Here is a 20162-nt window from a genome sequence, read left to right as displayed (position 1 = left end):
CCCGATCCAAAATGGGGCGGTCCAACTTTGGGTCAAACACTTTTTCTAACCAGCCCCGAGCAGGATCAGAGCCGTCTGCCCCGGTGAAATCGTATTCTGAAGCTGCGCAACCTGACTTCGGGCCAAGTAAGTGTCGGTCAGTTGCTCGAGTGCTTTCTGATCCGAAAACTGAGCCAAATCCTCCGACCCCGTCAGCTGCAACAGCCGGTCCTTGAATTCGACCAGTTGTTTGTCGATGTCCAACTGAGCAAAGGACCGAGGCAGGCCAAGCGCTGTTTCCATCATGCTGCGCAAGGGGGGGCAGGCCCATCAGTTCAAACCACTTGGTATCTGCGCTTGACGCCGTATTGGCCAAATCGGCCAGCTCGCGCTGCGCGTAAAGCGAGATACGCATTGTCTCGTCCGAATCGCCTACGGCGACTTCAAACCGTGTCGTCACATTGGCCTTAGCAATCTTTTCCATGTTGGTTTTCAACGCTGTTTTACGAACGTCCCCGGGCCCAAACCCGAAAGCGTCTGAGAACTCTCGATACCGTTTGTCCGCCAGACGGTTGGACAAAGCGTCATTGGCCTGCGTTCCGTCCTCAAGGATTTTGCGGACAAAAAACCGATTGTCCAAATCGCCTTCTAATCCAAACGCGCCCAAGGCGACCTGCAACAACCTGCGATCCGACACCAGCTGTTCTGCAGATTCCACCTTGCCGATATTCTCAAGAAAATACCGCGTCTCCCGCTCATTCACCAAGGAAGACGAGAAACTTTGGAACTGATTGTCGTACGTACGCTGAAGAAACCGCCAGCCCACAATTCCACCAGTGGGGATAACTGGCTGAAAGGTCATTGCTGATAGGCCATAAGCCGCTCTTCACGTGGTAGAAGCGAACGGAGGGACTTAAGACATTTGTAGTAATGCTCGGCCACCAAGGCATCTGTGGCCTCAGACAGCACCTTGCGACTGTCCGCATCCGTGAACACCTGGCTCAACTCTTCCACGCTACGCAGCAATTGCTGACGTGCCTGATCCGGCTCCATGTCACCTGACAAAACCAGCTGCGCGGCATAACAGACACGGCGCACAGGCGTATTAACTTCGTCAGGATGGATCGCATCCCGCAGCCGCAGAACGTTTGCCTGTGGCGTCATGATTGAAAACCTGCTCCGACGATCCCCGTTCTCAATAACCACGCCGTTGATAAGTACTCTTTCTTTCGGGGCAAGTTTCAGGACCAAACCGCTCATCAGGTCGCCCCCATTTGACGCAGCCCGCGCAATACGGCCGTGTTGATTTCCAACAGTGGCTCGACCGTTGCGCCGTCTCCCAACACACGACTGCTGTGTTGTTCGGTAAACTCGGCAAGGTAGAATATCCGCGCCCGCAGATCGTTTGGCAAAGCGTTCGCTTTGTCCGCGACGCCTGTTGCCAGCACCCCCCAAAGCCGTCGATTCTCATGAACGGCCTGAACAAACGCCGAGAAATCTGTCGCCTTGCGGGCTGTTGCGGCCTTAAGACGCCGCGTGATCCTGGAAATTGCCTCATATTCGGTATCCCGGGGCGTTCGTGTCGGCGCGGCGGTTTGAGCGAAAGTGCGGTGGGCGAGCGTTTGCGGTATCACTTGAAATCCTTCCAAAGGGCCGTCGTCAGGCGATCAGGGTCGGGGCACGAAAATCACGCCCCGACCCGCTTTGTGGTTTAGCGGAACAACGACAGGATCGACTGTGGTGCCTGGTTGGCGATCGACAACGACTGAGTAGCCAGCTGCTGTTGTACCTGCAGCGCCTGCAGCCGCGCAGAAGTCTCCTCCATGTCCGCATCGACAAGCGAGCCGATACCGGACTTGAACGAGTCAGCCAGGTTCGAGATGAACTCTTTCTGGGTCTCGATCCGACCCTGCGAGGACCCGAAAGCAGCCGATGCGTCAATCGAGGTATCGATCAGCGTTTCGATCGTCGCCAAAGCGGCAGTCGCGCCAGCGCCGGTCGAGACGTCAATGCCCGTCAACGCACCCAGACCACCCGAACCAGCGTTCACGTATTGAGCCGAGAACGAGATGTCGTCGCCGGTCGAATTGGTGATGGACAGAGTGCCTTGAGTGCCAGAATCGTAGTCAACAGTCAGGCCGGAAATCCCCAACTCCTCGATCTTTGCTTTCAGACCCACGGCAACCAGGTCGCCCGTTGTGGTCGCGGCTGCATCGGCTGCGGAAACTGTGTACGACACAACCTGATCGTCAATTGCGACAACAACCTTGTCACCCGCCGCGAAGGCCCCGCTGGATTCATCCGTAACCAGAGCCGTTGCTGAAGTCGCACCGTTGTCGATGGTCGCACCAACTCGGTCATTGCGAGTAGACGCCCCGGTTGAACCGTCAAATACTTGGGCTGCGGTGTAACCACCAGTGGACAAGTCCTGACCTGTTACAGTGATTGACGATGCCGTGACATTGCCAAGGCTGTCCCGATCCAAGGACGCGAGGATCGACGCAGAGCCTGCAGAGCCGTCCACCAGGTTCAGACCGTTGAACTGCGCGGCGCTGACAACCGAGTTGATCTGGTCTTTCAGGGCAGTCACGTCATCGTTGATTTTGCCGCGGTCAACGTTGTCTTCCTGCGCTGCAACGATCTTTTCCTTCATCTGTGTCAGCAGATCGGTCACGGTTTCCGACGCGTTCCGGGCCACAGCAACGGTCGATTCCCCCAACGCCAGGCTGTCCTTGATGGCGTTGAAGCCTTTGACATCCGATTCCATCACTTTGGATATCGCCCAAACTGCCGAATTGTCCTTGGCCGTCGCGACATCCTTACCGGTCGAAGTCGCGTCCTGCGTCATCGCCAGATTTTTGTTCACCGACTTCAGTGTCTGCAGCGCAACCATCGCGCCATTGTTTGTCAGAATGCTGGACATTGCTGTCATCCTTGTCCGTTTGAGCCATTTTGCCCGTGTTCACCCCGCAAAACCTGCGGGCATTGGTGTCGTTCTGACCTATGCGATGCGCCGCTTGGCCAATCGCGCCACCTGCCATTTTCAGGTGCAGCCTCACTCTTGAACCAGATCCCCTAACGGAGTGCTAAAACCTCAAGGCGGGAAATTTCGGATTTGAATCAAACTCCTGCCTATGCCCTTTTTTCCAATTTCACTGTTCCACGCATCGCGAATTCGCTGCGCTGACCATCAGCGCCGTAGGTACTGAATTCCTGCCGAACCCGGCGCAGTTCAGCCATGCGGCTGGCCACGGCGCGGATTCCGTCGGCCGCACTGTTCAGCAAGGCCTGATTACGCGCGACCTTCTGCTGCACCCGAATCAATGCGTCGCTGTCCTGCACTTGAAGATCATTTATTGCGCCGATCAGCTTCTCTTTTTCCGGAACAATATGTGTCAATCGATCAAGATCCCCTTGCACAAGCGCCGCGCGCTCAAGATCCAGAACCTCTTCCAAAGACTTGATCAGCGTCATGTTGACCTCAGATGTCATCAGCTTTCTCCATCAACGACTTGAGCAGTATTTCAGAAAGACCGACGCCGCCGGACCGGGCGAGTTGCTGCGCCTGATGCTGAACAAGAAACGAGCCAAACTGGTCTTCCCCTGTCCCACCGCCAAAACTCTGGCGCGTTTCTCCCAGCCCAGCGGATTTTAGCATTTCACTTAAAAAGGCCGCCTCCAGTTGAACGGCTGCTTCTTTGAGTTGGGTCTGGGCCAAAGGAATTTGGCCCGCCTGCGCGTGGGTGGAAACTTGCATAGCTTTCTCCGAAATTTGCTTCGAACTTTCTCGATCAAAAGCGAAAGCAGTTAAAATAAACGTAACTTCCTGAGTGCAGAGTTCTGGCCAATCACACGGAGCCGGAGCAAAATGCCCAACTCAATTATGCTGGCCACTACGGCGTCAATAGCCCCTGCAAAACCGACCTCGTCACAAAATGAAATGGGGCAGGCCAGCGGGGTGACACGCTTTGAGGACATCCTGGGCCAAGATGGAAAAGCCGACGATCTGCCCGATACCGACCTGTCCCTTGCCGCCCCTGAAATCGAAACGCCGGACGCAGAAGCACAAAGCATAGATATGGCGGAACCCGAAGCTGCCCCGCTTTTAGAACCTCTTCGTGTAGTGGAACTGGTGAGCTCTTCAACACATGTCGCGTATAGTCAGCCTGTGGCTGAAGGAGGGCTTTCAAGTAACACACCGGCATCGGCAGGTGATCCTAGTGCATCCGCTGAAAATGACCCGGAACGGCCAAAGTTTTCATCGACAACAAGCCAGCCCGACCCGGTTGATGCTCCTGCACCCGCATTAACGCGATCCAAGACAGGTCAGGTATTGCCCGCTTCGCGCCAGCACGTGACGCCTGTTACGGTCGCGGAAGAGAGCCAGCCGATTGACCAACTGACTAAGGGGAAAAACAAGTTCAACGCACCGGAAACCGCCCCAATATCTCAAATCATTGATCCCGTTCAACGGCCTGAGGTCACACCCGTGATAATCAAACCAGCTAGGCCGGCCCACGCGCCGCCTGTTGCACAGCTTCAAATGATGGCAGACATTATCGAGAAGGAACACGCAGTCCTTGATCAGGGCGCTGAAACCAAAGTTGTTGCCAAGGACGAACCACTCCAAACCGCTCCGCGTGAAACGACGCAACACCTTTCTGGACAGTCAACTTTTGCCCGCGCCGAAATCGCACGAGCAATCGCTGGTCAACTTGCGGCGTCGATTCAGGCTCGTCCAGGTTCCGGAGCAATGGAGATTGCGCTGAACCCTGAAGAATTAGGGCGAGTTTCTATTATTCTGAACGGGCGAGACGACGGCATGCATATGACAATTGCCACCGAACGCCCCGAGACCCTGGAGCTGATGCGACGCCATTTATCCGCACTTGCGGAAGAGTTTCAGAAATTGGGATACGGTGAATTGAACTTTGATCTGGGCACATCTTCCGATGCGGATGGCCAGGCGGTTGGCACCGATACACCCGAGTCCGGATCTGCGTTCGGTGACCCGCAAAGCGATTCGGATGCTCAAATCGTATCTCGGCAACAAATTCAGGTCCTAGGCCGGGGCATCGACATGAGGTTTTGACCGATGATCACTCCCGTCACCACCACACAAGCATCGACCTTTCAGCAATCCGCAGAGAATACACAGACCTCTGCGATCACATCTGACTTTGAGACCTTCTTGCTAATGCTCACTGCCCAAGCACAGAATCAGGATCCGTTAGAACCCATGGACTCGACTCAGTATGCATCGCAGCTGGCCCAGTTCTCGATGGTCGAGCAACAAGTTCAAACCAATGATCACTTGTCGTCTTTGGCCGGCACTTTGGGCAGCGTCAATCTGAATGAGCTTGCAAGCTGGGTCGGTATGGACGTCCGATCAACATCTGCTTTCCATTTTGACGGTCAGCCCAAGACACTGTTTGCTCAGGCTGATCCAAAGGCCGACACTGCCAAACTGGTAATACGTGACGAAAACGGAACCGTTCTCGATAGAATGACAGTGTCCCCAGCACAATCCGAGTTTGTGTGGGCTGGCGTGACCGCATCAGGCGATCCGATAGGCACCGGCAACTACACTGCTACGCTGGAAAGCCACAAGAATGGAGAACTGCTGACCCAAACGCCAGCTGCTGCCTATAACCGCGTTGTAGAAGCACAGGTTGGGGGCAACTCAGTGCTATTGACCCTCAGCAGCTGGCAGGTGATTTCCGCACGCGAGGTGAACGCCGTTCGAACTGGTGCTTGATCTGCGGCACAGGAGCGTCCAAAGCTTGGCAAATCGACTCGCCAAAAAAAGTGACAGAAGCTCTGCCCGAAACGCCTGCACCTCCTCGCGATCTGGTTGACCACCTCTGCGCTCAGGGGCTGGTCAGCACATACCCGCGTTTTGAATCGCTGTATGGCGGACGCACCAATCAAGTTTGGAAAGTTCTAGAGGACGGAGGCGACAAGGTGCTGAAGCTTTACAGCACCACGCTTCGCAATCCGCTGTTTCGTAATGACGCTGAACTCGAGGCGCGGTGCCTGGAGACCCTTGGCCCGGAAGGCTTCGTGCCGCGTTTGCGTGCAGCAGGGCGGCACAAGGACGCGCATTGGGTTTTTTATGACCACGCACCCGGAACACCCTGGAAGAAGGGCACCGATACGGTTGGCAGGTTGTTGCGACGATTGCATGACCTTGTGCTTTCTGTCCCGGCCCCGGCCGGATGTAACGGCAGTGCCGATCTAAAGGCCCACGGGTGTCTCATTCTAAAAGGCTGCACCTCGGAGGCACGGCACAGGTTGTTTGAACAGCAACCAACGATGGAGGTCGCGCCCACGGAACGGACATGTTTGATCCATGGTGATCCTGTTGCAGGCAACATTTTGGTTGCAACTGACGGCCTGACATTGATCGACTGGCAATGCCCGGCCCGTGGCGACCCAACCGAAGACCTTGCCTTGTTCCTGTCGCCTGCCATGCAACGGCTGTACCGGGGGGCACCTCTGTCAAAAGCAGAGGAAGACCAGTTTTTGTTCGCCTATGATAATGCGGAAATCGTAGCCCGATATCAGCACCTCAAACCCTGGTACGCCTGGCGTATGGCAAGCTATTGTCTGTGGCGCGCGGAGAATGGCGCGCCCGATTATGCAGAAGGTCTGAGGCTGGAAACGGCTGCTTTGTGATCGTCGGCTTTATCTAAGATCCGCAAGAGCCATAAGGGCATAGGCTGGCGGCATGATTGCCCGCCGCCAACGTCCCATTGGAAACCGCTGAGGTGTTTGACTCATGAGCGTGGGCAAGCCGGCATTCTGCCCCAAGGCCAGCCTTGCCAAGGCTCGGCCACAATAGGTTCCCATAGCGACGCCGTTGCCATGATATGCAAAGCCAGCGTACATGCCCGGCTGCTCAGGTATGGGACCGACATAAGGCGTCAGCGCACGGGACATGCACACCAATCCGGACCAAAGATGCGTGGCTTCAACCTGTGACCAGGCCGGAAACATCTTTTTGAAATCCTGCTGAACCTTTGCCCGTATGGATGCTTCTGTCTGCACTGAGGACCGCAGACCGCCCCGCATGCCAAACAGAAATCGCCCGTCCGGCATCAGGCGGAAGTAATGCAGAAGGTTACGCGTGTCGTAACACATCTGGTCCGACGTCCAGCCCTGTTCCATTTGCTCGGCCTGGCTGAGCGGTCGCGTAACCATAACCGTAGACTGGGCAGGCATGTACCGACCCGACATCCAATCTGGAATGTCTTCGCTGGAATACCCGTTGGTGCAGATCAGCACGATTTCTGCGTTGACCTGCCCAGTATGTGTTTTCAAAGCAAATCCTGATGCAGTTTTATCGATACGCTGCACCGGGCTGTTTTGAAACACGCGCGCACCCAAAGCTTCCGCTGCTTTCGCAAGCCCAAACAAATATTTGCGAGGGTTCAGGCCAAAGCCAACCGGGTGCGTGTACCCACCCAAAAAGGGACCGCCCAATCCCAACCCGGGTAAGTCTGCTGCATCATGCAGCACGCCCATCTCATCTTGGTTTCTGCGCAACACGTCCATGGCGTGGTTCGAATGCGCCAATTGGGTTTCTCCGCTGGAATGTCTGTCTGCTGCTATCCCATGCTGGTCAAGAAGAGCGGCGACCAGGTTCACCGCATCTTCTTCCGCCGCAGCATAGGCTTGCGCCGCAGCGCGCCCGTAGCGACGCTCCATCATCGCTGAACTAAGTTTGGACCCACCGAGACAGCAGAAACCGCCATTTCGCCCCGACGCACCCCACCCCGGCGGACCAGCTTCGAAGACCGCAACTGAAGCGGCTTCAGCCAAATCCAGGGCAGCGGAAACGCCAGTAAACCCGCCACCAACAACCGCGACATCCACCTTCGTGTCGCCCTGCAACTCTGGCCAATCCAAGGCAGGCACTGTTTCGTCCCACCAACAGCCGTCGCGTGGTGCGTCGCTATAAGCGTAGTCGGGAAATACCCGCTTCATTCGGTGCGTGCCGCGGCCATCTCATCCTGCCGCTGCCTGACCATCGCCCGTTTGGTCACAAGCGAGGCCGTAATCACCCCAACTGTCACCACGGCAATCATGATCGTGGACAATGCGTTGATTTCCGGACTGACGCCAAGGCGCACGGCCGAGAAGATCTTGATCGGCAATGTCGTGGCCGACGGCCCCGAGGTGAAAGAGGCAATCACCAGATCGTCCAGCGACAAGGTGAAGGCCAGCAACCAACCTGAGATCACCGCCGGTGCGATGATCGGCAGGGTAACAAGGCGGAACGCCTGCGCCGGTGAACATCCCAAATCCAGCGCAGCTTCCTCCAACGAGCGATCGAAAGTGATGAGGCGCGAGGACACAACAACCGAAACGAAACACATCGAAAAGGTCGTGTGGGCCAGCACGATGGTCAGAATACCGCGATCCAGACCAATTCCGATAAACAGCAGCAACAGTGACAGACCGGTGATCACTTCGGGCATCACCAACGGTGCATAGATCATGCCGGAAAACAGCGTCCGGCCAAAGAACCGCCCGCTTCGGACAAGCACATAAGCGGCAGCCGTTCCCAGAATCGTTGCCAGTGTCGACGAAAACACCGCGACCCGGATCGTGACCCAGGCAGCATCCAAAAACGCCTCGTTCTGAAGAAGCTCTCCGTACCATTTGGTAGAAAACCCGGCCCAGACCGTGACCAGCTTGCTTTCATTAAAGCTGAAAACGATCAGGATGATCATCGGGATGTACAGGAACGCAAATCCCAACGTCAGCGAAACCGTATTGAACCAACTTAATCTGTTCATCCGTCGGCCTCCGCCTGTTTCTGCTGGTTCCGCTGGAACAGCACAATGGGAATCACCAGGATCAACAGCAACACGATGGCCACAGCACTGGCCACCGGCCAGTCTCGGTTCGAGAAGAACTCCTCCCACAGAACCTTGCCGATCATCAGCGTACCTGAACCGCCCAGAAGCGAGGGGATCACAAACTCACCGATCACTGGGATCATCACAAGGAAGCAACCCGCGATGATCCCGGGTTTGGACAGCGGAATCGTCACCAGCCAGAACGCTTGCAAACGGGAACATCCCAGATCTTCGGCTGCCTCGATCAGTGATCCATCCAAGCGCTCCAAAGCCGAGTAGATAGGCAGGATCATGAAGGGTAGATAGGTGTAAACGATGCCGATATAGACAGCGGTCGAGGTGTTCAGGATCGTCAGCGGGGTCGAGATGAGACCCGTCCAAAGCAAAATCTGATTCAGGTACCCTTCGTTCGAAAGAATACCCATCCACGCGTAAACCCGGATTAGGAATGAGGTCCAGAAGGGCAGGATAACCAGCATCATCAGCGTCGGACGCCATTCCTGGGGTGCACGTGCCATGCCATAGGCAATAGGGTAGCCAACTAACAGCGTCAGGAAGGTCGAGATCAAAGCGATCTTGACGCTGGACAGGTAGGCTTTCCAATACAAATCGTCTTCGGTGAGCCAGACATAATTCTCAAAATCCAGCTGACTGAAGAAATCTTTGATCCCCGCCCAACCGGCTGAAAAGTCCAAAGTCGGAGTATAGGGCGGAATGGCAAGCGCCGTGTCCGACAGTGAAATCTTCAAGACAATGAAGAACGGCACCAGAAACAATGCCAACAGCCAGACATAAGGGATGGCGATCAGAACAGCGCGGCGCATCAGTTGGCCAACAAAACCGCAGCCGTCGCTGTCCAGGACAGCCAGACCGGGTCTTCCCAGGTGAACGAACGGCGCGAGATGCGGCGGGTGTTGGCCGTCTGCGCCTTGATGATTGTGCCATTTTGCAGTTCGACGTGATAGGTGGACAGATTGCCCAGATAGGCAATGTCATGAACCTTGCCCTGAACGGCGTTGACCGCATCGGCCGGCCGCTCGGCAGAGATAGTCACTTTTTCAGGGCGGATCGCCAGATGACAAGACTGACCGTTCGAGAATCCGGTTGACGATGACGCCGTCAAAGGGGCCTGACCTTCGGCCCAATCAATCTGATAAGTATCCTCCCCCGATGGGGCTGCACGGCCTTCGATAATGTTCACATCTCCAATGAAATCAGCGACATAGACCGAAGCCGGGTTTTCATAAATCCGGTCGGGCGTGGCAACCTGCATCAGCTGCCCCTGATCCATCACTGCCACGCGGCTAGCAACGGTCATGGCTTCTTCCTGGTCGTGGGTGACGATCACGAAAGTCGTGCCCGTTTTCTCTTGAATATCCATCAATTCGAACTGCGTATCTTGGCGCAGTTTCTTGTCGAGCGCGCCCAACGGTTCGTCCAACAGCAGAAGTTTTGGAGCCTTCGCCAGCGAGCGCGCCAAAGCCACGCGCTGTCGTTGTCCACCTGAAATCTGATGCGGCTTACGGCGGGCAAACTGCTCCAACCGTGTCAGACGCAACATCTCTTCAACACGCTCATCCAGGTCATGTTTCGGCATGTTGTCCCGGCGCAGACCAAACGCGATGTTTTCCCAGACGCTGAGATGCGGGAAAAGGGCATATGACTGAAACATCATGTTCACGGCCCGCTTGTTCGGTGGGATCGGGTCGATATCCTGACCGCCCAGTAGAATATGGCCTTCGGTTGGGGTTTCGAACCCGGCAAGCATCCGCATCATCGTTGTCTTGCCGCATCCCGACGGACCAAGCAGGGCAAAGAATTCACGCTCGAAAATATCCAGTGACAGATTGTCGATCGCCGTGAACTCACCGAAGCGCTTGGTCACGTTCTGAAACTGGATCAAGGGTTTCGCCTGTGGGTCATCCCACGGCGCAAAGACGTCAGAATTCAAGGCAGCCCCCGCTTGTCTTAAAGGACAATATTGCAGCGGGGCGGTTTCCTGACCGCCCCGCGCTTGTTCACTCCGATCAGGTACCTGACTTGATCTTGGTCCAAAGACGAGTCACGACGCGCTGCGTTTTCGCGGGATATGGCGTCGTGATGTACAGGTTTTGCATCGTGGCCTCATCCGGATAAATCGCCGGATCGCCGATCACGTCTTCCTCGAGGAACTCCTGCGAAGCTTCGTTGCCGTTGGCGTAGTAGACGTAATTGGACGCGGCAGCCATGTTGTTGGCATCCAGGATGAAATTCAGGAACTTATGCGCGCCTTCCGGATTCGGTGCATCCGCCGGGATCGCCATTTGGTCAAACCACATCAGCGATCCTTCCGCGAACGGATGATATTCGATGTTCACACCGTTCTCGGCTTCGGCTGCGCGGTCTCGTGCCTGCAGGATGTCACCTGACCAACCCACGGCAACGCAAATATCGCCATTCGCCAGCGCGTTGATATATTCCGAACTGTGGAATTTCTGGATATGAGGGCGAACGCTTGTCAGAACGTCTTCAACTTTTTTGATCACATCCGGATCGTGGCTGTCGGGGTCCTCACCGATGTACTGCAAGGTCATTGGTATCATTTCGGCTGGCGCATCAAGGAAATGAACACCACACGCCGCCAGTTTTTCCATGTTCTCTGGCTTCAAAACCAGATCCATGCTGTTCAGTGCCACATCGTCGCCCAAGGCTTCTTTGACCTTGTCGACATTCACACCAATGCCCGTGGTGCCCCACATATAGTTAATCGAATAGGCGTTGTTTGGGTCATATCCAGCAGTTCGCTCTTGAATAACGTCCCAAAGGTTGCCCGCATTCGACAATTTGGCCGCATCCAGTTCCTGAAACGCCCCTGCCTGAATTTGACGTTGAAGGAACGTGCCAGAAGGCACCACCACGTCATAGCCCGAACCACCAGCCAGCATCTTGGTTTCCAGAACCTCGTTGCTGTCAAACACGTCGTAGATGAGGGTCAGACCAGTTTCTTCCTCGAATTTGCTCAGAAGCTCTTCGTCGATGTAGTCGGACCAGTTGTAGACACGCACCTCTTCAGCGAAAGCCGCTGAAGTCCCCAATGCGATGACCGCTGTCATGGTCAGCGTTTTGATTGTCATATTCTTCTCCCTGCAAGTGTACGGCTATTTTCCCGTTTTTTTGGATTTGATCAAGTTTTGCGTTTTTCCCTGATCCAGCGTATGGTTTCACGAGGTCTGTCACCTGACAAGTCAGGGTATGTCGAAATAGGATGAACCAATTGGATTTGATCAAAAATAAGGCATCTTCGCCGCAAGCCGAAAGCGGGAAACAGCCCGCGCACGAGCAGGTTTATCAAACCCTCAGGTCGCAGATCCTGTTTGGGGAATTGGTCCCTGGGCAACCCGTCACAATCCAGGGTCTGACTGATTCGCTGGGTGTTGGAATGACCCCGGTCCGCGAGGCAATCCGTAGGCTGATTTCGGACGGGGCCTTGGTATTTCAAGGTAACCGCCGCGTTAGCGTTCCGCTTTTGACCTCCGACGACATTGAGCAGATGATTTTCGCCAGAATCTCAATAGAATCAGAGCTTTCCAGACTCGCCACTGCGAATTTACAGGCAGACGACATAGATCATCTTGAGCGTATCGACAAACAGCTGGATCATATGATCGCAGATGGCGACGTTGGGGGCTATCTGCGTTTGAACCAGGCCTTTCATGAATCGCTATATTCCCACGCCAATGCAGCGATTCTCAGTGATCTTGCCGAAAGACTGTGGCTGCGTTTTGGCCCGTCTCTGCGTGTGGTGTGCGGTCGCTTTGGCACGCAAAGCCTGCCTGATCGGCATAAGGATATAATCAGCGCATTACGAAACGGAGACGCTCAAAAGGCGGCAAAAGCTACCGCTCAGGACATTGAACAGGGTATGGAATTGATCTCGGAGTCGCTCACATCAGGCTGATTTCGTCCGATTCGATTGACAGTCCAAAATTTGATCATATTGTGATCACCACTGCTTTTGTGGGAGAGCCTCAGATGTCCACCATCACCAACCATATGCCAACCGCCGAACTACAGGCACTGGACGCCGCGCATCACCTTCATCCATTTTCTGCCAACGGCGCGCTGGGTCAGGAAGGCGCACGCGTGATCACTCGCGCCAAGGGGGTCTATCTGACCGACAGCGAGGGCGAAGAGATTCTTGACGCCATGGCTGGCTTGTGGTGCGTCAATATCGGTTACGGTCGCGACGAACTGGCCGAAGTAGCCGCACGTCAGATGCGTGAACTGCCCTATTACAACACATTTTTCAAAACGACCCACGTTCCGGCCATAGCGCTGGCCGCAAAGATTGCCGAGTTGGCGCCTGGCGATCTGAACCACGTCTTCTTTGCGGCGGGCGGGTCCGAGGCCAACGACACCAATATCCGTCTGGTCCGAACTTACTGGGCCGAAAAAGGCCAGCCGAATAAGAACATCATCATTAGCCGCCATAATGCCTACCACGGGTCTTCCGTGGGCTCGGCCTCATTGGGAGGTATGGCAGGAATGCACGCGCAAGGCGGCATCCCGATTCCAAACATTCACCACATCAACCAACCCAATTGGTGGGCCGAAGGTGGTGACATGTCGCCCGAAGAATTCGGACTGGCCCGCGCACGCGAACTGGAAGAAGCCATTCTGGAACTGGGCGAAGACCGCGTTGCAGCCTTTATCGCCGAACCCGTGCAAGGCGCAGGCGGCGTGATCGTCGCGCCGGATACTTATTGGCCGGAAATCCAGCGTATCTGTGACAAGTACGACATCCTTTTGATCGCCGACGAGGTCATCTGCGGATTTGGCCGTACCGGCAATTGGTTCGGTTCGCAAACCGTCGGGATCAAGCCGCACATCATGACCATCGCCAAGGGCCTGAGCTCCGGTTATGCGCCCATCGGTGGATCAATCGTGAACGACGAGATTGCCCAAGTGATCGGCGGCACCGAGTTCAACCACGGCTACACCTATTCCGGCCATCCGGTCGCCGCTGCCGTAGCTTTGGAAAATCTGCGCATTCTTGAAGAAGAGAAAATCGTCGAGCATGTACGCGATGTAGCTGCCCCTTACCTGAAGGAAAAATGGGAGGCTCTGGCCGAACACCCGTTGGTCGGTGAGGCAAAGATTGTCGGCATGATGGCCTCAATCGCGTTGACACCAGACAAGGCCAGCCGCGCCAAATTCGCGTCCGAGCCAGGCACTGTCGGCTATATCTGTCGCGACCGGTGCTTTGCCAACAACCTGATCATGCGCCATGTCGGCGACCGGATGATCATATCACCCCCGCTGATCCTGACCCCCGCAGATATCGACGAGATGTTCGTGCGAATCCACAAATCGCTGGATGAGGCGCAGGCCGAGATCATCGCACAAGGATTGATGAAAGCGGCCTCGTAAGCCATTTCGCAATTATAGAGTCAGGGGACGCTTTGAACAGCGTCCCTTTTCTTATTTGGCTTCAAACTTACGTTTCTTACTGCAAACCCAGACGTAGAACTCTGCACGTTGCCACCTTTGAGAAGACAGTCGTCAATAGTTACGAGACCTCTTGCCAACAGCTACCATAAGTTTACGCGCGACAAAAAACTTGATTTCACCCACGTCAGCTTCAAATATTCGAATGCGATTCGGAAGAATATTACCTCGGCCTGTATCGCAACCTGCCATCCCGCAGGGTCTACCTCCTGTCTGCCGTGTGAGTGGTGGCAGACGGGAGGCTTCACAATGCCAAATCGTGAAAGACGCAGTCAGCGCCCGCGTTTGAAACTGAGCCGGCCCTGGGTTTTACGACTGCCTTATCGCAGCCGCTCCAATAATTCCTCAGTTGGATACCCATCTGGCCGCAAACCTTGCGCCAGTTGGTATGCGCGCACCGCGCTGATCGTGTTTGGCCCAGCGCGCCCATCTATACCCTTTGTATCAAACCCGGCATTGGTCAGGCGGGTTTGCAGTTCCTTTTTCTCGGTGAAACTCAACACGCGGTCAGCGCGCGGCCAGTCGGATCGAAACGGTACACCTCCGGCCAGCCGGTCGGACAGATGCCCGATGCCGATCACATACGCGTCGGCCCCGTTATACGCCTCGATCACTTTGAAATTGTCGAAGATCATCAAGGCAACACCCCGCCCGCCTGCGGGAAGCAGAATCGCGGCCTGACCGTGATCCGGAACTGCTTTGCCATCGGTTCCCACAACACCCTGCGCGGCCCATTCGGACGGCATCTGGGTGAAGTCGCGCCGCGCCGACGCGTAATCGAAATCCGCAGGCAATCGCACTTCGACACCCCAAGGTTGCCCCTTAGTCCAGCCGTGTTGCGCCAGATACGACGCCGCCGAAGCCAGCGCATCCGTTGGGTCATCTGACCAAATGTCGCGACGGCCATCTCCGTCAAAGTCGACCGCATGATCCAGATACGAGGTCGGCATGAACTGCGTGTGGCCCATCGCGCCCGCCCAACTGCCCAACATATTTGCAGCGCTTACGTCGCCTGCCTGCACGATCCTTAGGGCAGCGATTAACTGAGTTTCGAAGAACTGAGCACGCCGTGCATCAAAAGCCAGTGTCGCCAAAGACCTGAGCGTGCGGCTACTGCCACGGTAGGACCCAAACGAGGTTTCCAGCCCCCAGATTGCCGTGACCACCTCTTTCTCGACTCCGTATTCAGCCTCGATCTGCTTCAGCACCTGCCGGTGCCGTTGCATTGCGGCCCGACCATTGGACAGGCGCGTATCCGAGACGGCGGAATCGAGATATTCCCAGATCGGTTTCGAGAATTCCGCCTGATTTCGATCCCGCGCGATAATGTCTTCGTCAAACGTTATGTCCGAAAACACCTTAGACAGCGTTCCTTGCGATATGCCCTGCTGTCGCGCCCTATCCTGAAACGCGCTCAGCCAAACCTGAAACCGCGCTGCCGCAGCCGCAGACACCTGCAGCGCCTCGATTGATGGTCGCGGAACGGGTCGAAGCGAAACAGCCAAGTCTGCCGAGGCCAGCTGTATCGTTTCGCCAAGCATATTGCCGCCCGACCATTTTCCAGTTTTTGTTGTGTCCGCCTGCACCATGGATGCCCATAATGCGACGGTCATGACGCCGCCTACGCATTTATGCATACCGATTTTTCCTGATTACTGCTCACCCTTAGGGTAGCGCAAAATCGGTAAATCACAAAGCGCTCAGGTACCTGCCTCGCAGTCTTGTGCTTCCCGGTCTGCGCGTATGCGGGCCAGCACATCGCGCAGCATCGGCACCCGGTTTGGCCTAAAGCTTTGATCCGTCACACACATATCCTGCATCCGGTCGAGGCGAAAAACGCGGAAATCCTGCCTCAGATGACACCAGCTGAGTAACACGTTCGAACGGTCCATATAGACGATGCTAAGCGGATCTACGCGCCGCCGCGTGGCCTCTCCCTTTGCGTCGGCATACGAAAACTCTACTGCACGCTCATCCCAAGCCGCCTGTCTTAGTGTTGCCGCGTCAATCGTCGGTGCCGGGGGTCGGTCAAACCGGGTGGCCGCCAAAATTGCGTGACTCAATCGGTGCGACTGACGCGCGGGCAAGCGGCCCTGCAACTTTCGAAGGGCAACATTGGCAGCTTCTGCCAAAGCCGGATCACCAATAACCTGAACTTCACGCAGGCCCAGAACCAGCGCCTCAAGCTCATCATCGGTGAAGCCCAGCGGGGGCAATGTTGCATCCTCGATCAGAGTAAACCCAAACCCCGCTTCGCCGTCGATCACGGCCCCCAGACCACGCAGCGCATCGATATCGCGATGGATGGTCCGGGCAGACACATCCAGATCCTGCGCTAGTTGCGCTGAGGTTTTGGGCGACGGGCCAGAACGCAGGGCCTGCATCAATTGGAAGAGTCGGGCGGTGCGAGACATGATGCACCCTAGCTTAAACCTAATGTCAGAAACTGTCATCAGTGCCGACTACGTATCAAGCATCCCCACAAACGGAGCCCAGTGATGCTGACCCTTCTCACCTATCCTTCTGCCTTCGGCCTGTTCAGTGCCAGCCCGTTCTGCGTCAAGACGGCTTTGATGCTGCAACATTCCGGCCGGAAATGGCAGCGCTCTGACATGCTTGATCCCCGAAAGATGCCGCATCAGAAACTACCCGTTCTGCGCACACCCGAGCGTCTGATCCCCGACAGCGACCTGATCCGCGACTGGCTGGAAACCAACGGCGCAAATTTCGATCAGGGGCTGACCGATGTGGAAAAGGCGCATTCCCGCGCTTTGGTACGCATGGCCGAAGAACACCTGTATTTTCACATCGTTCTGGACCGTTGGGGCAATGACGACGTGTGGCCGATCCTACGCGAAACCTTCTTTACCGGGATACCGGCCCTGATCCGCAAGCCTGCGTCCAACGCAATCCGAAAATCTGTTCTGAAGGGGATTACGTCTCAAGGGATTGGGCGGTTCTCGCTGTCCGAACGGTTGGACAGGGTTGAACGCGATCTTGAAGCGATCTCGGCCTATCTTTGGCAATCCTCGTTCTTGCTGGGGGACAGGCCGACGTCTGCGGATATGAGCGTCGGTCCGATGCTGGCTGCAATGCGCGTAACGCCTGCGGATACCCCGCTGACCCAGCGCATCAAACAGGATAAGGTGTTGAACAGTTACGTGGACCGGATGGAACAGGCGATACCCGTTTGAAACCTTTTGATAACCCCAAAGTCGCCGCAGCATTCGAGGCCCTGGCACCGCCCGCGCGCGCAGGGGCCTTTGCGCTGCGTGACCTGATCATTGATACGGCAACAACTCTGCCCGCGGCCACCCCGCTGCGAGAGGAGCTGCGCTGGGGCCAACCTGCGTATCTTGCGCCCAAAGGATCAACGATCCGGCTGGGGGCACACAAGTCGGCCAGTTTTGCACTGTTCGTGCATTGTCAAAGCCGATTGATGGGTGATTTCACCTCTGCCTTCCCGAATGAAGATCGCATTGACGGGACCCGTGCCCTTCTGTTCGACGACCCGCATCAGATAGATCCGAACCGCCACGGGTGGCTGATCGCCCGGGCGCTGACCTATCACCTCTGACGGCGCTTGCGTTCCACCTTGCGCTTGATCTTGTCCTTCTTGCGCTTGGTGCTGACAGCCTTTCGGCGGGTCGCCCGCTTGGAATGACCCCGTCCGCGCGGCAGCGCCTGATCGTCGATCGACAAAAGTTCCAGTTCCAGACCGCCAGTAACAGGTGTTGCTTCGGTCAAGCGAACGGTGACACGCTGACCGATGGCGATGATCAGGCCGGTGTCCGACCCCATCAGTGTCCCGGCCTCGCGGTCGAAATGAAAGAACTCGCGCCCCAAAGACCGCACCGGCACCAGCCCGTCCGCGCCGGTTTCGTCCATCTTCACGAAGGCCCCGAAACGGGCGATGCCGCTGATCCGGCCAGAGAACTCATTGCCCACCCGCTCGCTTAGATAGGCGGCCAGATAACGATCGGTTGTGTCCCGTTCCGCCATCATCGAACGGCGCTCTGTGTCCGAGATGTGCGTGGCGATTTCGTCCAAGCGCATAATTTCATCTTCAGTCAGCCCGTCCTTGGCCCAGCCATGGGCCGAGATCAGAGCGCGATGTACGATCAGGTCGGCATAGCGGCGGATGGGTGATGTGAAATGCGCATAGTTCCGCAGCGCCAATCCGAAATGCCCGAAGTTCTCGGGGTTATAATAAGCCTGCGCCATTGACCGCAGAGTGGTCAGATTGATGAGTTCGGCGTCCTCTGTCCCCGCAGCCGCGTTCAACAATGCGTTCAGATGCCGGGTCTGCAATACCTGCCCCTTGGCCAGGTTCAAACCCGCCGCCTGTGCTGTTTCCCGCAAGCTTTCAAGCTTCTCAGGCGCGGGTTCCTCGTGCACACGGAACAATAGCGGGCGGCGCTTGGCAATCAGGGTTTCAGCAGCGGCGACATTGGCGAGGATCATGAACTCCTCGATCAGCTTATGGGCATCCAAACGGTCGCGGAACGCCACGCTCGTCACTTCGCCGGTTTCTGACAGAACGATCTTACGTTCGGGCAAATCAAGCTCTAGCGGCTGCCGCACCGCGCGGGCCTTTTTCAAGGCAGCGTACGCGGCATAGAGCGGTTTTAACACTGGCTCCAGCAACGGCCCGGTGCGATCATTCGGAGTGCCGTCAATGGCCTCTTGTACTTCTGAGTAATTCAGCGAGGCAGCCGACCGCATCAGTCCGCGGACAAAGCGATGTCCAATCTTGTTCCCATCTCCGTCGATCTGCATCCGCACAGCGATACAGGCACGCGGCACACCCTCGTGCAGGGAACACAAATCGCCCGACAAACGATCCGGCAGCATCGGAACCACCCGATCAGGAAAATAGCTTGAGTTGCCCCGCTTTCGCGCCTCACGATCCAGGGCAGTTCCGGGCTGCACATAAGCGGCGACATCTGCAATGGCGACCCAGATCACGTGCCCGCCCGGGTTCTTCGGGTCGTCATCGGCGTGCGCATAGCATGCATCGTCATGATCCCGCGCGTCCGAAGGGTCGATGGTGAGCAAAGGCATTTCCCTAAGGTCTTCGCGGCCCTTCAAACCAACTGGCTTGGCCTTGTCCGCCTCGGCAATCACCTTGTCAGGGAAGTCATCCGGAATGCCGTGCTGATGAATCGCGATCAGTGACACAGCCTTGGGCGCGGTCGGATCACCCAAACGTTCAACAATGCGCGCACGCGGCAGACCCATGCGATTTTTGGGTCCCGCCTGCTCAGCTTCGACCAATTCGCCGTCTTTAGCGCCCAGCAGTGCCCCGTCGGCAACCAGCCATTCGGTGGATCCGGCCTTGTCGATGGGCACGATCCGCCCCCCTTCGGCGCCCTTGCGGAAGATGCCGACGATTTTGCGCGGGTTGGTTCCGATGCGGCGGATCAGGCGAGCTTCATAGTTATGATCTTCTTCATGCACCACGGTCAGACGCGCCAGAATGCGGTCGCCCTCGCCCAGCGCCGGATCACTGGCGCGGGCAATGATCAGCACGATGGGCTCGACCCCCTCACCATGCCACTCCAGCGGACGGGCAAACAGGTCTCCATCTTGGTTCGGTGCCTTGACCTGCAAAACGCTGACCGGCGGCAGGCGATCCGGGTCGCGATAGCTGCGCTTGCGCTTTTCAAGATGCCCTTCGGCCTCAAGTTCTTTGAGGATGCGCTTGAGATCAATCCGATCTGCGCCCTTGATGCCAAAGGCCTTGGCAATATCGCGTTTCGACGTCAGAGTGGGGTTCGCCGAGATCCAGTCCAGGACCTCCTGCTTGGTGGGGATGCGAGTCATATC

22 protein-coding genes and 1 pseudogene are annotated in these 20162 nt (G+C 56.4%); 8 read left to right on the top strand and 15 right to left on the bottom strand.

Annotated features, from left to right (window positions below):
• Positions 1 to 45 precede the first annotated feature (45 nt).
• From I9187_RS22050 to I9187_RS01990, 5 genes and pseudogenes are all read right to left on the bottom strand, one after another.
• On the bottom strand, positions 46 to 282 hold the full coding sequence (locus tag I9187_RS22050; RefSeq protein WP_253282886.1) for a DUF1217 domain-containing protein: 237 nt from the start codon (positions 280 to 282) through the stop codon (positions 46 to 48).
• Positions 283 to 361: 79 nt separating this feature from the next.
• A pseudogene (locus I9187_RS22045) lies at positions 362 to 841 on the bottom strand (DUF1217 domain-containing protein); the annotation flags it as partial.
• Positions 838 to 1239, bottom strand: coding sequence for a flagellar biosynthesis repressor FlbT (flbT, locus tag I9187_RS02000; protein WP_171180328.1), 402 nt, complete (start codon positions 1237 to 1239; stop codon positions 838 to 840). The gene flbT and the pseudogene I9187_RS22045, both read right to left, overlap by 4 nt.
• Positions 1239 to 1613, bottom strand: coding sequence for a flagellar biosynthesis regulator FlaF (flaF, locus tag I9187_RS01995; protein WP_171180330.1), 375 nt, complete (start codon positions 1611 to 1613; stop codon positions 1239 to 1241). The genes flbT and flaF overlap by 1 nt, the downstream gene beginning before the upstream one ends.
• 77 nt (positions 1614 to 1690) lie before the next feature.
• A complete protein-coding gene (locus tag I9187_RS01990; RefSeq protein WP_171727863.1) occupies positions 1691 to 2902 on the bottom strand; it encodes a flagellin in 1212 nt (403 codons plus the stop codon).
• Here I9187_RS01990 and I9187_RS01985 point away from each other — a divergent pair.
• Complete coding sequence (locus I9187_RS01985) at positions 2892 to 3044, top strand: hypothetical protein (protein WP_171180334.1); 153 nt, start codon at positions 2892 to 2894, stop codon at positions 3042 to 3044. The two genes, I9187_RS01990 and I9187_RS01985, sit on opposite strands and share 11 nt — an antisense overlap.
• A 67-nt stretch (positions 3045 to 3111) precedes the next feature.
• On the opposite strand, the gene flgN is transcribed toward I9187_RS01985, so the two are convergent.
• Positions 3112 to 3471: a flagellar export chaperone FlgN gene (gene flgN / locus I9187_RS01980; protein ID WP_171180335.1), complete on the bottom strand. Its 360-nt coding sequence runs from the start codon at positions 3469 to 3471 to the stop codon at positions 3112 to 3114.
• Complete coding sequence (locus I9187_RS01975) at positions 3461 to 3736, bottom strand: rod-binding protein (RefSeq protein ID WP_209509694.1); 276 nt, start codon at positions 3734 to 3736, stop codon at positions 3461 to 3463. The genes flgN and I9187_RS01975 overlap by 11 nt, the downstream gene beginning before the upstream one ends.
• Before the next feature lie 111 nt (positions 3737 to 3847).
• On the opposite strand from I9187_RS01975, the gene I9187_RS01970 reads away from it, so the two are divergent.
• From I9187_RS01970 to I9187_RS01960, 3 genes are read left to right on the top strand one after another with little or no spacing between them, the layout of a single operon-like run.
• Positions 3848 to 5071, top strand: coding sequence for a flagellar hook-length control protein FliK (locus I9187_RS01970; protein ID WP_209940045.1), 1224 nt, complete (start codon positions 3848 to 3850; stop codon positions 5069 to 5071).
• Positions 5072 to 5074: 3 nt separating this feature from the next.
• Positions 5075 to 5737: a flagellar hook capping FlgD N-terminal domain-containing protein gene (locus tag I9187_RS01965; RefSeq protein WP_171180342.1), complete on the top strand. Its 663-nt coding sequence runs from the start codon at positions 5075 to 5077 to the stop codon at positions 5735 to 5737.
• Between the two features lie 50 nt (positions 5738 to 5787).
• Complete coding sequence (locus tag I9187_RS01960) at positions 5788 to 6657, top strand: phosphotransferase (RefSeq protein WP_348540062.1); 870 nt, start codon at positions 5788 to 5790, stop codon at positions 6655 to 6657.
• Positions 6658 to 6666: 9 nt separating this feature from the next.
• Here the strand turns inward: I9187_RS01960 and I9187_RS01955 are convergent, their stop codons facing one another.
• The 5 genes from I9187_RS01955 to I9187_RS01935 all read right to left on the bottom strand — a co-directional run bounded on the left by I9187_RS01955 (position 6667) and on the right by I9187_RS01935 (position 11959).
• Positions 6667 to 7968, bottom strand: a complete 1302-nt coding sequence (locus I9187_RS01955; RefSeq protein WP_209509696.1) for an FAD-binding oxidoreductase — start codon at positions 7966 to 7968, stop codon at positions 6667 to 6669.
• A complete protein-coding gene (locus I9187_RS01950) occupies positions 7965 to 8783 on the bottom strand; it encodes an ABC transporter permease (protein ID WP_171180347.1) in 819 nt (272 codons plus the stop codon). The genes I9187_RS01955 and I9187_RS01950 overlap by 4 nt, the downstream gene beginning before the upstream one ends.
• Complete coding sequence (locus tag I9187_RS01945; RefSeq protein WP_171236111.1) at positions 8780 to 9670, bottom strand: ABC transporter permease subunit; 891 nt, start codon at positions 9668 to 9670, stop codon at positions 8780 to 8782. The genes I9187_RS01950 and I9187_RS01945 overlap by 4 nt, the downstream gene beginning before the upstream one ends.
• Positions 9670 to 10797 carry an ABC transporter ATP-binding protein gene (locus I9187_RS01940; protein ID WP_209509698.1) on the bottom strand — a complete coding sequence of 376 codons (1128 nt, stop codon included), beginning with the start codon at positions 10795 to 10797 and terminating at the stop codon, positions 9670 to 9672. Before I9187_RS01940 ends, I9187_RS01945 begins: the two co-directional genes overlap by 1 nt.
• 76 nt (positions 10798 to 10873) lie before the next feature.
• Positions 10874 to 11959: a polyamine ABC transporter substrate-binding protein gene (locus I9187_RS01935; RefSeq protein WP_171180349.1), complete on the bottom strand. Its 1086-nt coding sequence runs from the start codon at positions 11957 to 11959 to the stop codon at positions 10874 to 10876.
• Positions 11960 to 12099: 140 nt separating this feature from the next.
• On the opposite strand from I9187_RS01935, the gene I9187_RS01930 reads away from it, so the two are divergent.
• Both I9187_RS01930 and I9187_RS01925 read left to right on the top strand, forming a co-directional pair.
• Complete coding sequence (locus tag I9187_RS01930; protein ID WP_245222912.1) at positions 12100 to 12783, top strand: GntR family transcriptional regulator; 684 nt, start codon at positions 12100 to 12102, stop codon at positions 12781 to 12783.
• Positions 12784 to 12857: 74 nt separating this feature from the next.
• The gene (locus tag I9187_RS01925; RefSeq protein ID WP_171180353.1) at positions 12858 to 14255 is read left to right on the top strand and encodes an aspartate aminotransferase family protein; all 1398 of its coding nucleotides are present in this window, start codon (positions 12858 to 12860) and stop codon (positions 14253 to 14255) included.
• 398 nt (positions 14256 to 14653) lie between these two features.
• On the opposite strand, the gene I9187_RS01920 is transcribed toward I9187_RS01925, so the two are convergent.
• Both I9187_RS01920 and I9187_RS01915 read right to left on the bottom strand, forming a co-directional pair.
• On the bottom strand, positions 14654 to 15946 hold the full coding sequence (locus I9187_RS01920) for a lytic murein transglycosylase (RefSeq protein ID WP_245222909.1): 1293 nt from the start codon (positions 15944 to 15946) through the stop codon (positions 14654 to 14656).
• An 87-nt stretch (positions 15947 to 16033) separates the two neighbouring features.
• Positions 16034 to 16747 carry a YafY family protein gene (locus tag I9187_RS01915; protein ID WP_171727865.1) on the bottom strand — a complete coding sequence of 238 codons (714 nt, stop codon included), beginning with the start codon at positions 16745 to 16747 and terminating at the stop codon, positions 16034 to 16036.
• An 84-nt stretch (positions 16748 to 16831) separates the two neighbouring features.
• Here I9187_RS01915 and I9187_RS01910 point away from each other — a divergent pair, with 84 nt between their 5' ends.
• Positions 16832 to 17527, top strand: a complete 696-nt coding sequence (locus I9187_RS01910; protein WP_171180359.1) for a glutathione S-transferase family protein — start codon at positions 16832 to 16834, stop codon at positions 17525 to 17527.
• Positions 17524 to 17910 carry a DUF1801 domain-containing protein gene (locus I9187_RS01905; protein ID WP_171180361.1) on the top strand — a complete coding sequence of 129 codons (387 nt, stop codon included), beginning with the start codon at positions 17524 to 17526 and terminating at the stop codon, positions 17908 to 17910. The genes I9187_RS01910 and I9187_RS01905 overlap by 4 nt, the downstream gene beginning before the upstream one ends.
• Here I9187_RS01905 and rnr read toward each other — a convergent pair.
• Positions 17901 to 20159 carry a ribonuclease R gene (rnr, locus tag I9187_RS01900; RefSeq protein ID WP_171712081.1) on the bottom strand — a complete coding sequence of 753 codons (2259 nt, stop codon included), beginning with the start codon at positions 20157 to 20159 and terminating at the stop codon, positions 17901 to 17903. The genes I9187_RS01905 and rnr overlap by 10 nt on opposite strands.
• Positions 20160 to 20162 lie beyond the last annotated feature (3 nt).

Source organism: Ruegeria sp. HKCCE4148 (genome assembly GCF_017872495.1).
Lineage (GTDB): Bacteria > Pseudomonadota > Alphaproteobacteria > Rhodobacterales > Rhodobacteraceae > Ruegeria.
Note: the sequence above shows the minus strand (reverse complement) of the source record. Positions and strands in the feature narration are given on the sequence as shown.

Excerpts from the sequence above, each read along its gene's own strand:
- I9187_RS22050 (WP_253282886.1), bottom strand. The coding sequence starts at position 282 with ATGGAAACAGCGCTTGGCCTGCCTCGGTCCTTTGCTCAGTTGGACATC.
- flbT (WP_171180328.1), bottom strand. The coding sequence starts at position 1,239 with ATGAGCGGTTTGGTCCTGAAACTTGCCCCGAAAGAAAGAGTACTTATC.
- I9187_RS01985 (WP_171180334.1), top strand. The coding sequence starts at position 2,892 with ATGCTGGACATTGCTGTCATCCTTGTCCGTTTGAGCCATTTTGCCCGT.
- I9187_RS01990 (WP_171727863.1), bottom strand. The coding sequence starts at position 2,902 with ATGTCCAGCATTCTGACAAACAATGGCGCGATGGTTGCGCTGCAGACA.
- flgN (WP_171180335.1), bottom strand. The coding sequence starts at position 3,471 with ATGACATCTGAGGTCAACATGACGCTGATCAAGTCTTTGGAAGAGGTT.
- I9187_RS01975 (WP_209509694.1), bottom strand. The coding sequence starts at position 3,736 with ATGCAAGTTTCCACCCACGCGCAGGCGGGCCAAATTCCTTTGGCCCAG.
- I9187_RS01970 (WP_209940045.1), top strand. The coding sequence starts at position 3,848 with ATGCCCAACTCAATTATGCTGGCCACTACGGCGTCAATAGCCCCTGCA.
- I9187_RS01965 (WP_171180342.1), top strand. The coding sequence starts at position 5,075 with ATGATCACTCCCGTCACCACCACACAAGCATCGACCTTTCAGCAATCC.
- I9187_RS01955 (WP_209509696.1), bottom strand. The coding sequence starts at position 7,968 with ATGAAGCGGGTATTTCCCGACTACGCTTATAGCGACGCACCACGCGAC.
- I9187_RS01950 (WP_171180347.1), bottom strand. The coding sequence starts at position 8,783 with ATGAACAGATTAAGTTGGTTCAATACGGTTTCGCTGACGTTGGGATTT.
- I9187_RS01945 (WP_171236111.1), bottom strand. The coding sequence starts at position 9,670 with ATGCGCCGCGCTGTTCTGATCGCCATCCCTTATGTCTGGCTGTTGGCA.
- I9187_RS01935 (WP_171180349.1), bottom strand. The coding sequence starts at position 11,959 with ATGACAATCAAAACGCTGACCATGACAGCGGTCATCGCATTGGGGACT.
- I9187_RS01925 (WP_171180353.1), top strand. The coding sequence starts at position 12,858 with ATGTCCACCATCACCAACCATATGCCAACCGCCGAACTACAGGCACTG.
- I9187_RS01920 (WP_245222909.1), bottom strand. The coding sequence starts at position 15,946 with ATGACCGTCGCATTATGGGCATCCATGGTGCAGGCGGACACAACAAAA.
- I9187_RS01915 (WP_171727865.1), bottom strand. The coding sequence starts at position 16,747 with ATGTCTCGCACCGCCCGACTCTTCCAATTGATGCAGGCCCTGCGTTCT.
- I9187_RS01910 (WP_171180359.1), top strand. The coding sequence starts at position 16,832 with ATGCTGACCCTTCTCACCTATCCTTCTGCCTTCGGCCTGTTCAGTGCC.
- rnr (WP_171712081.1), bottom strand. The coding sequence starts at position 20,159 with ATGACTCGCATCCCCACCAAGCAGGAGGTCCTGGACTGGATCTCGGCG.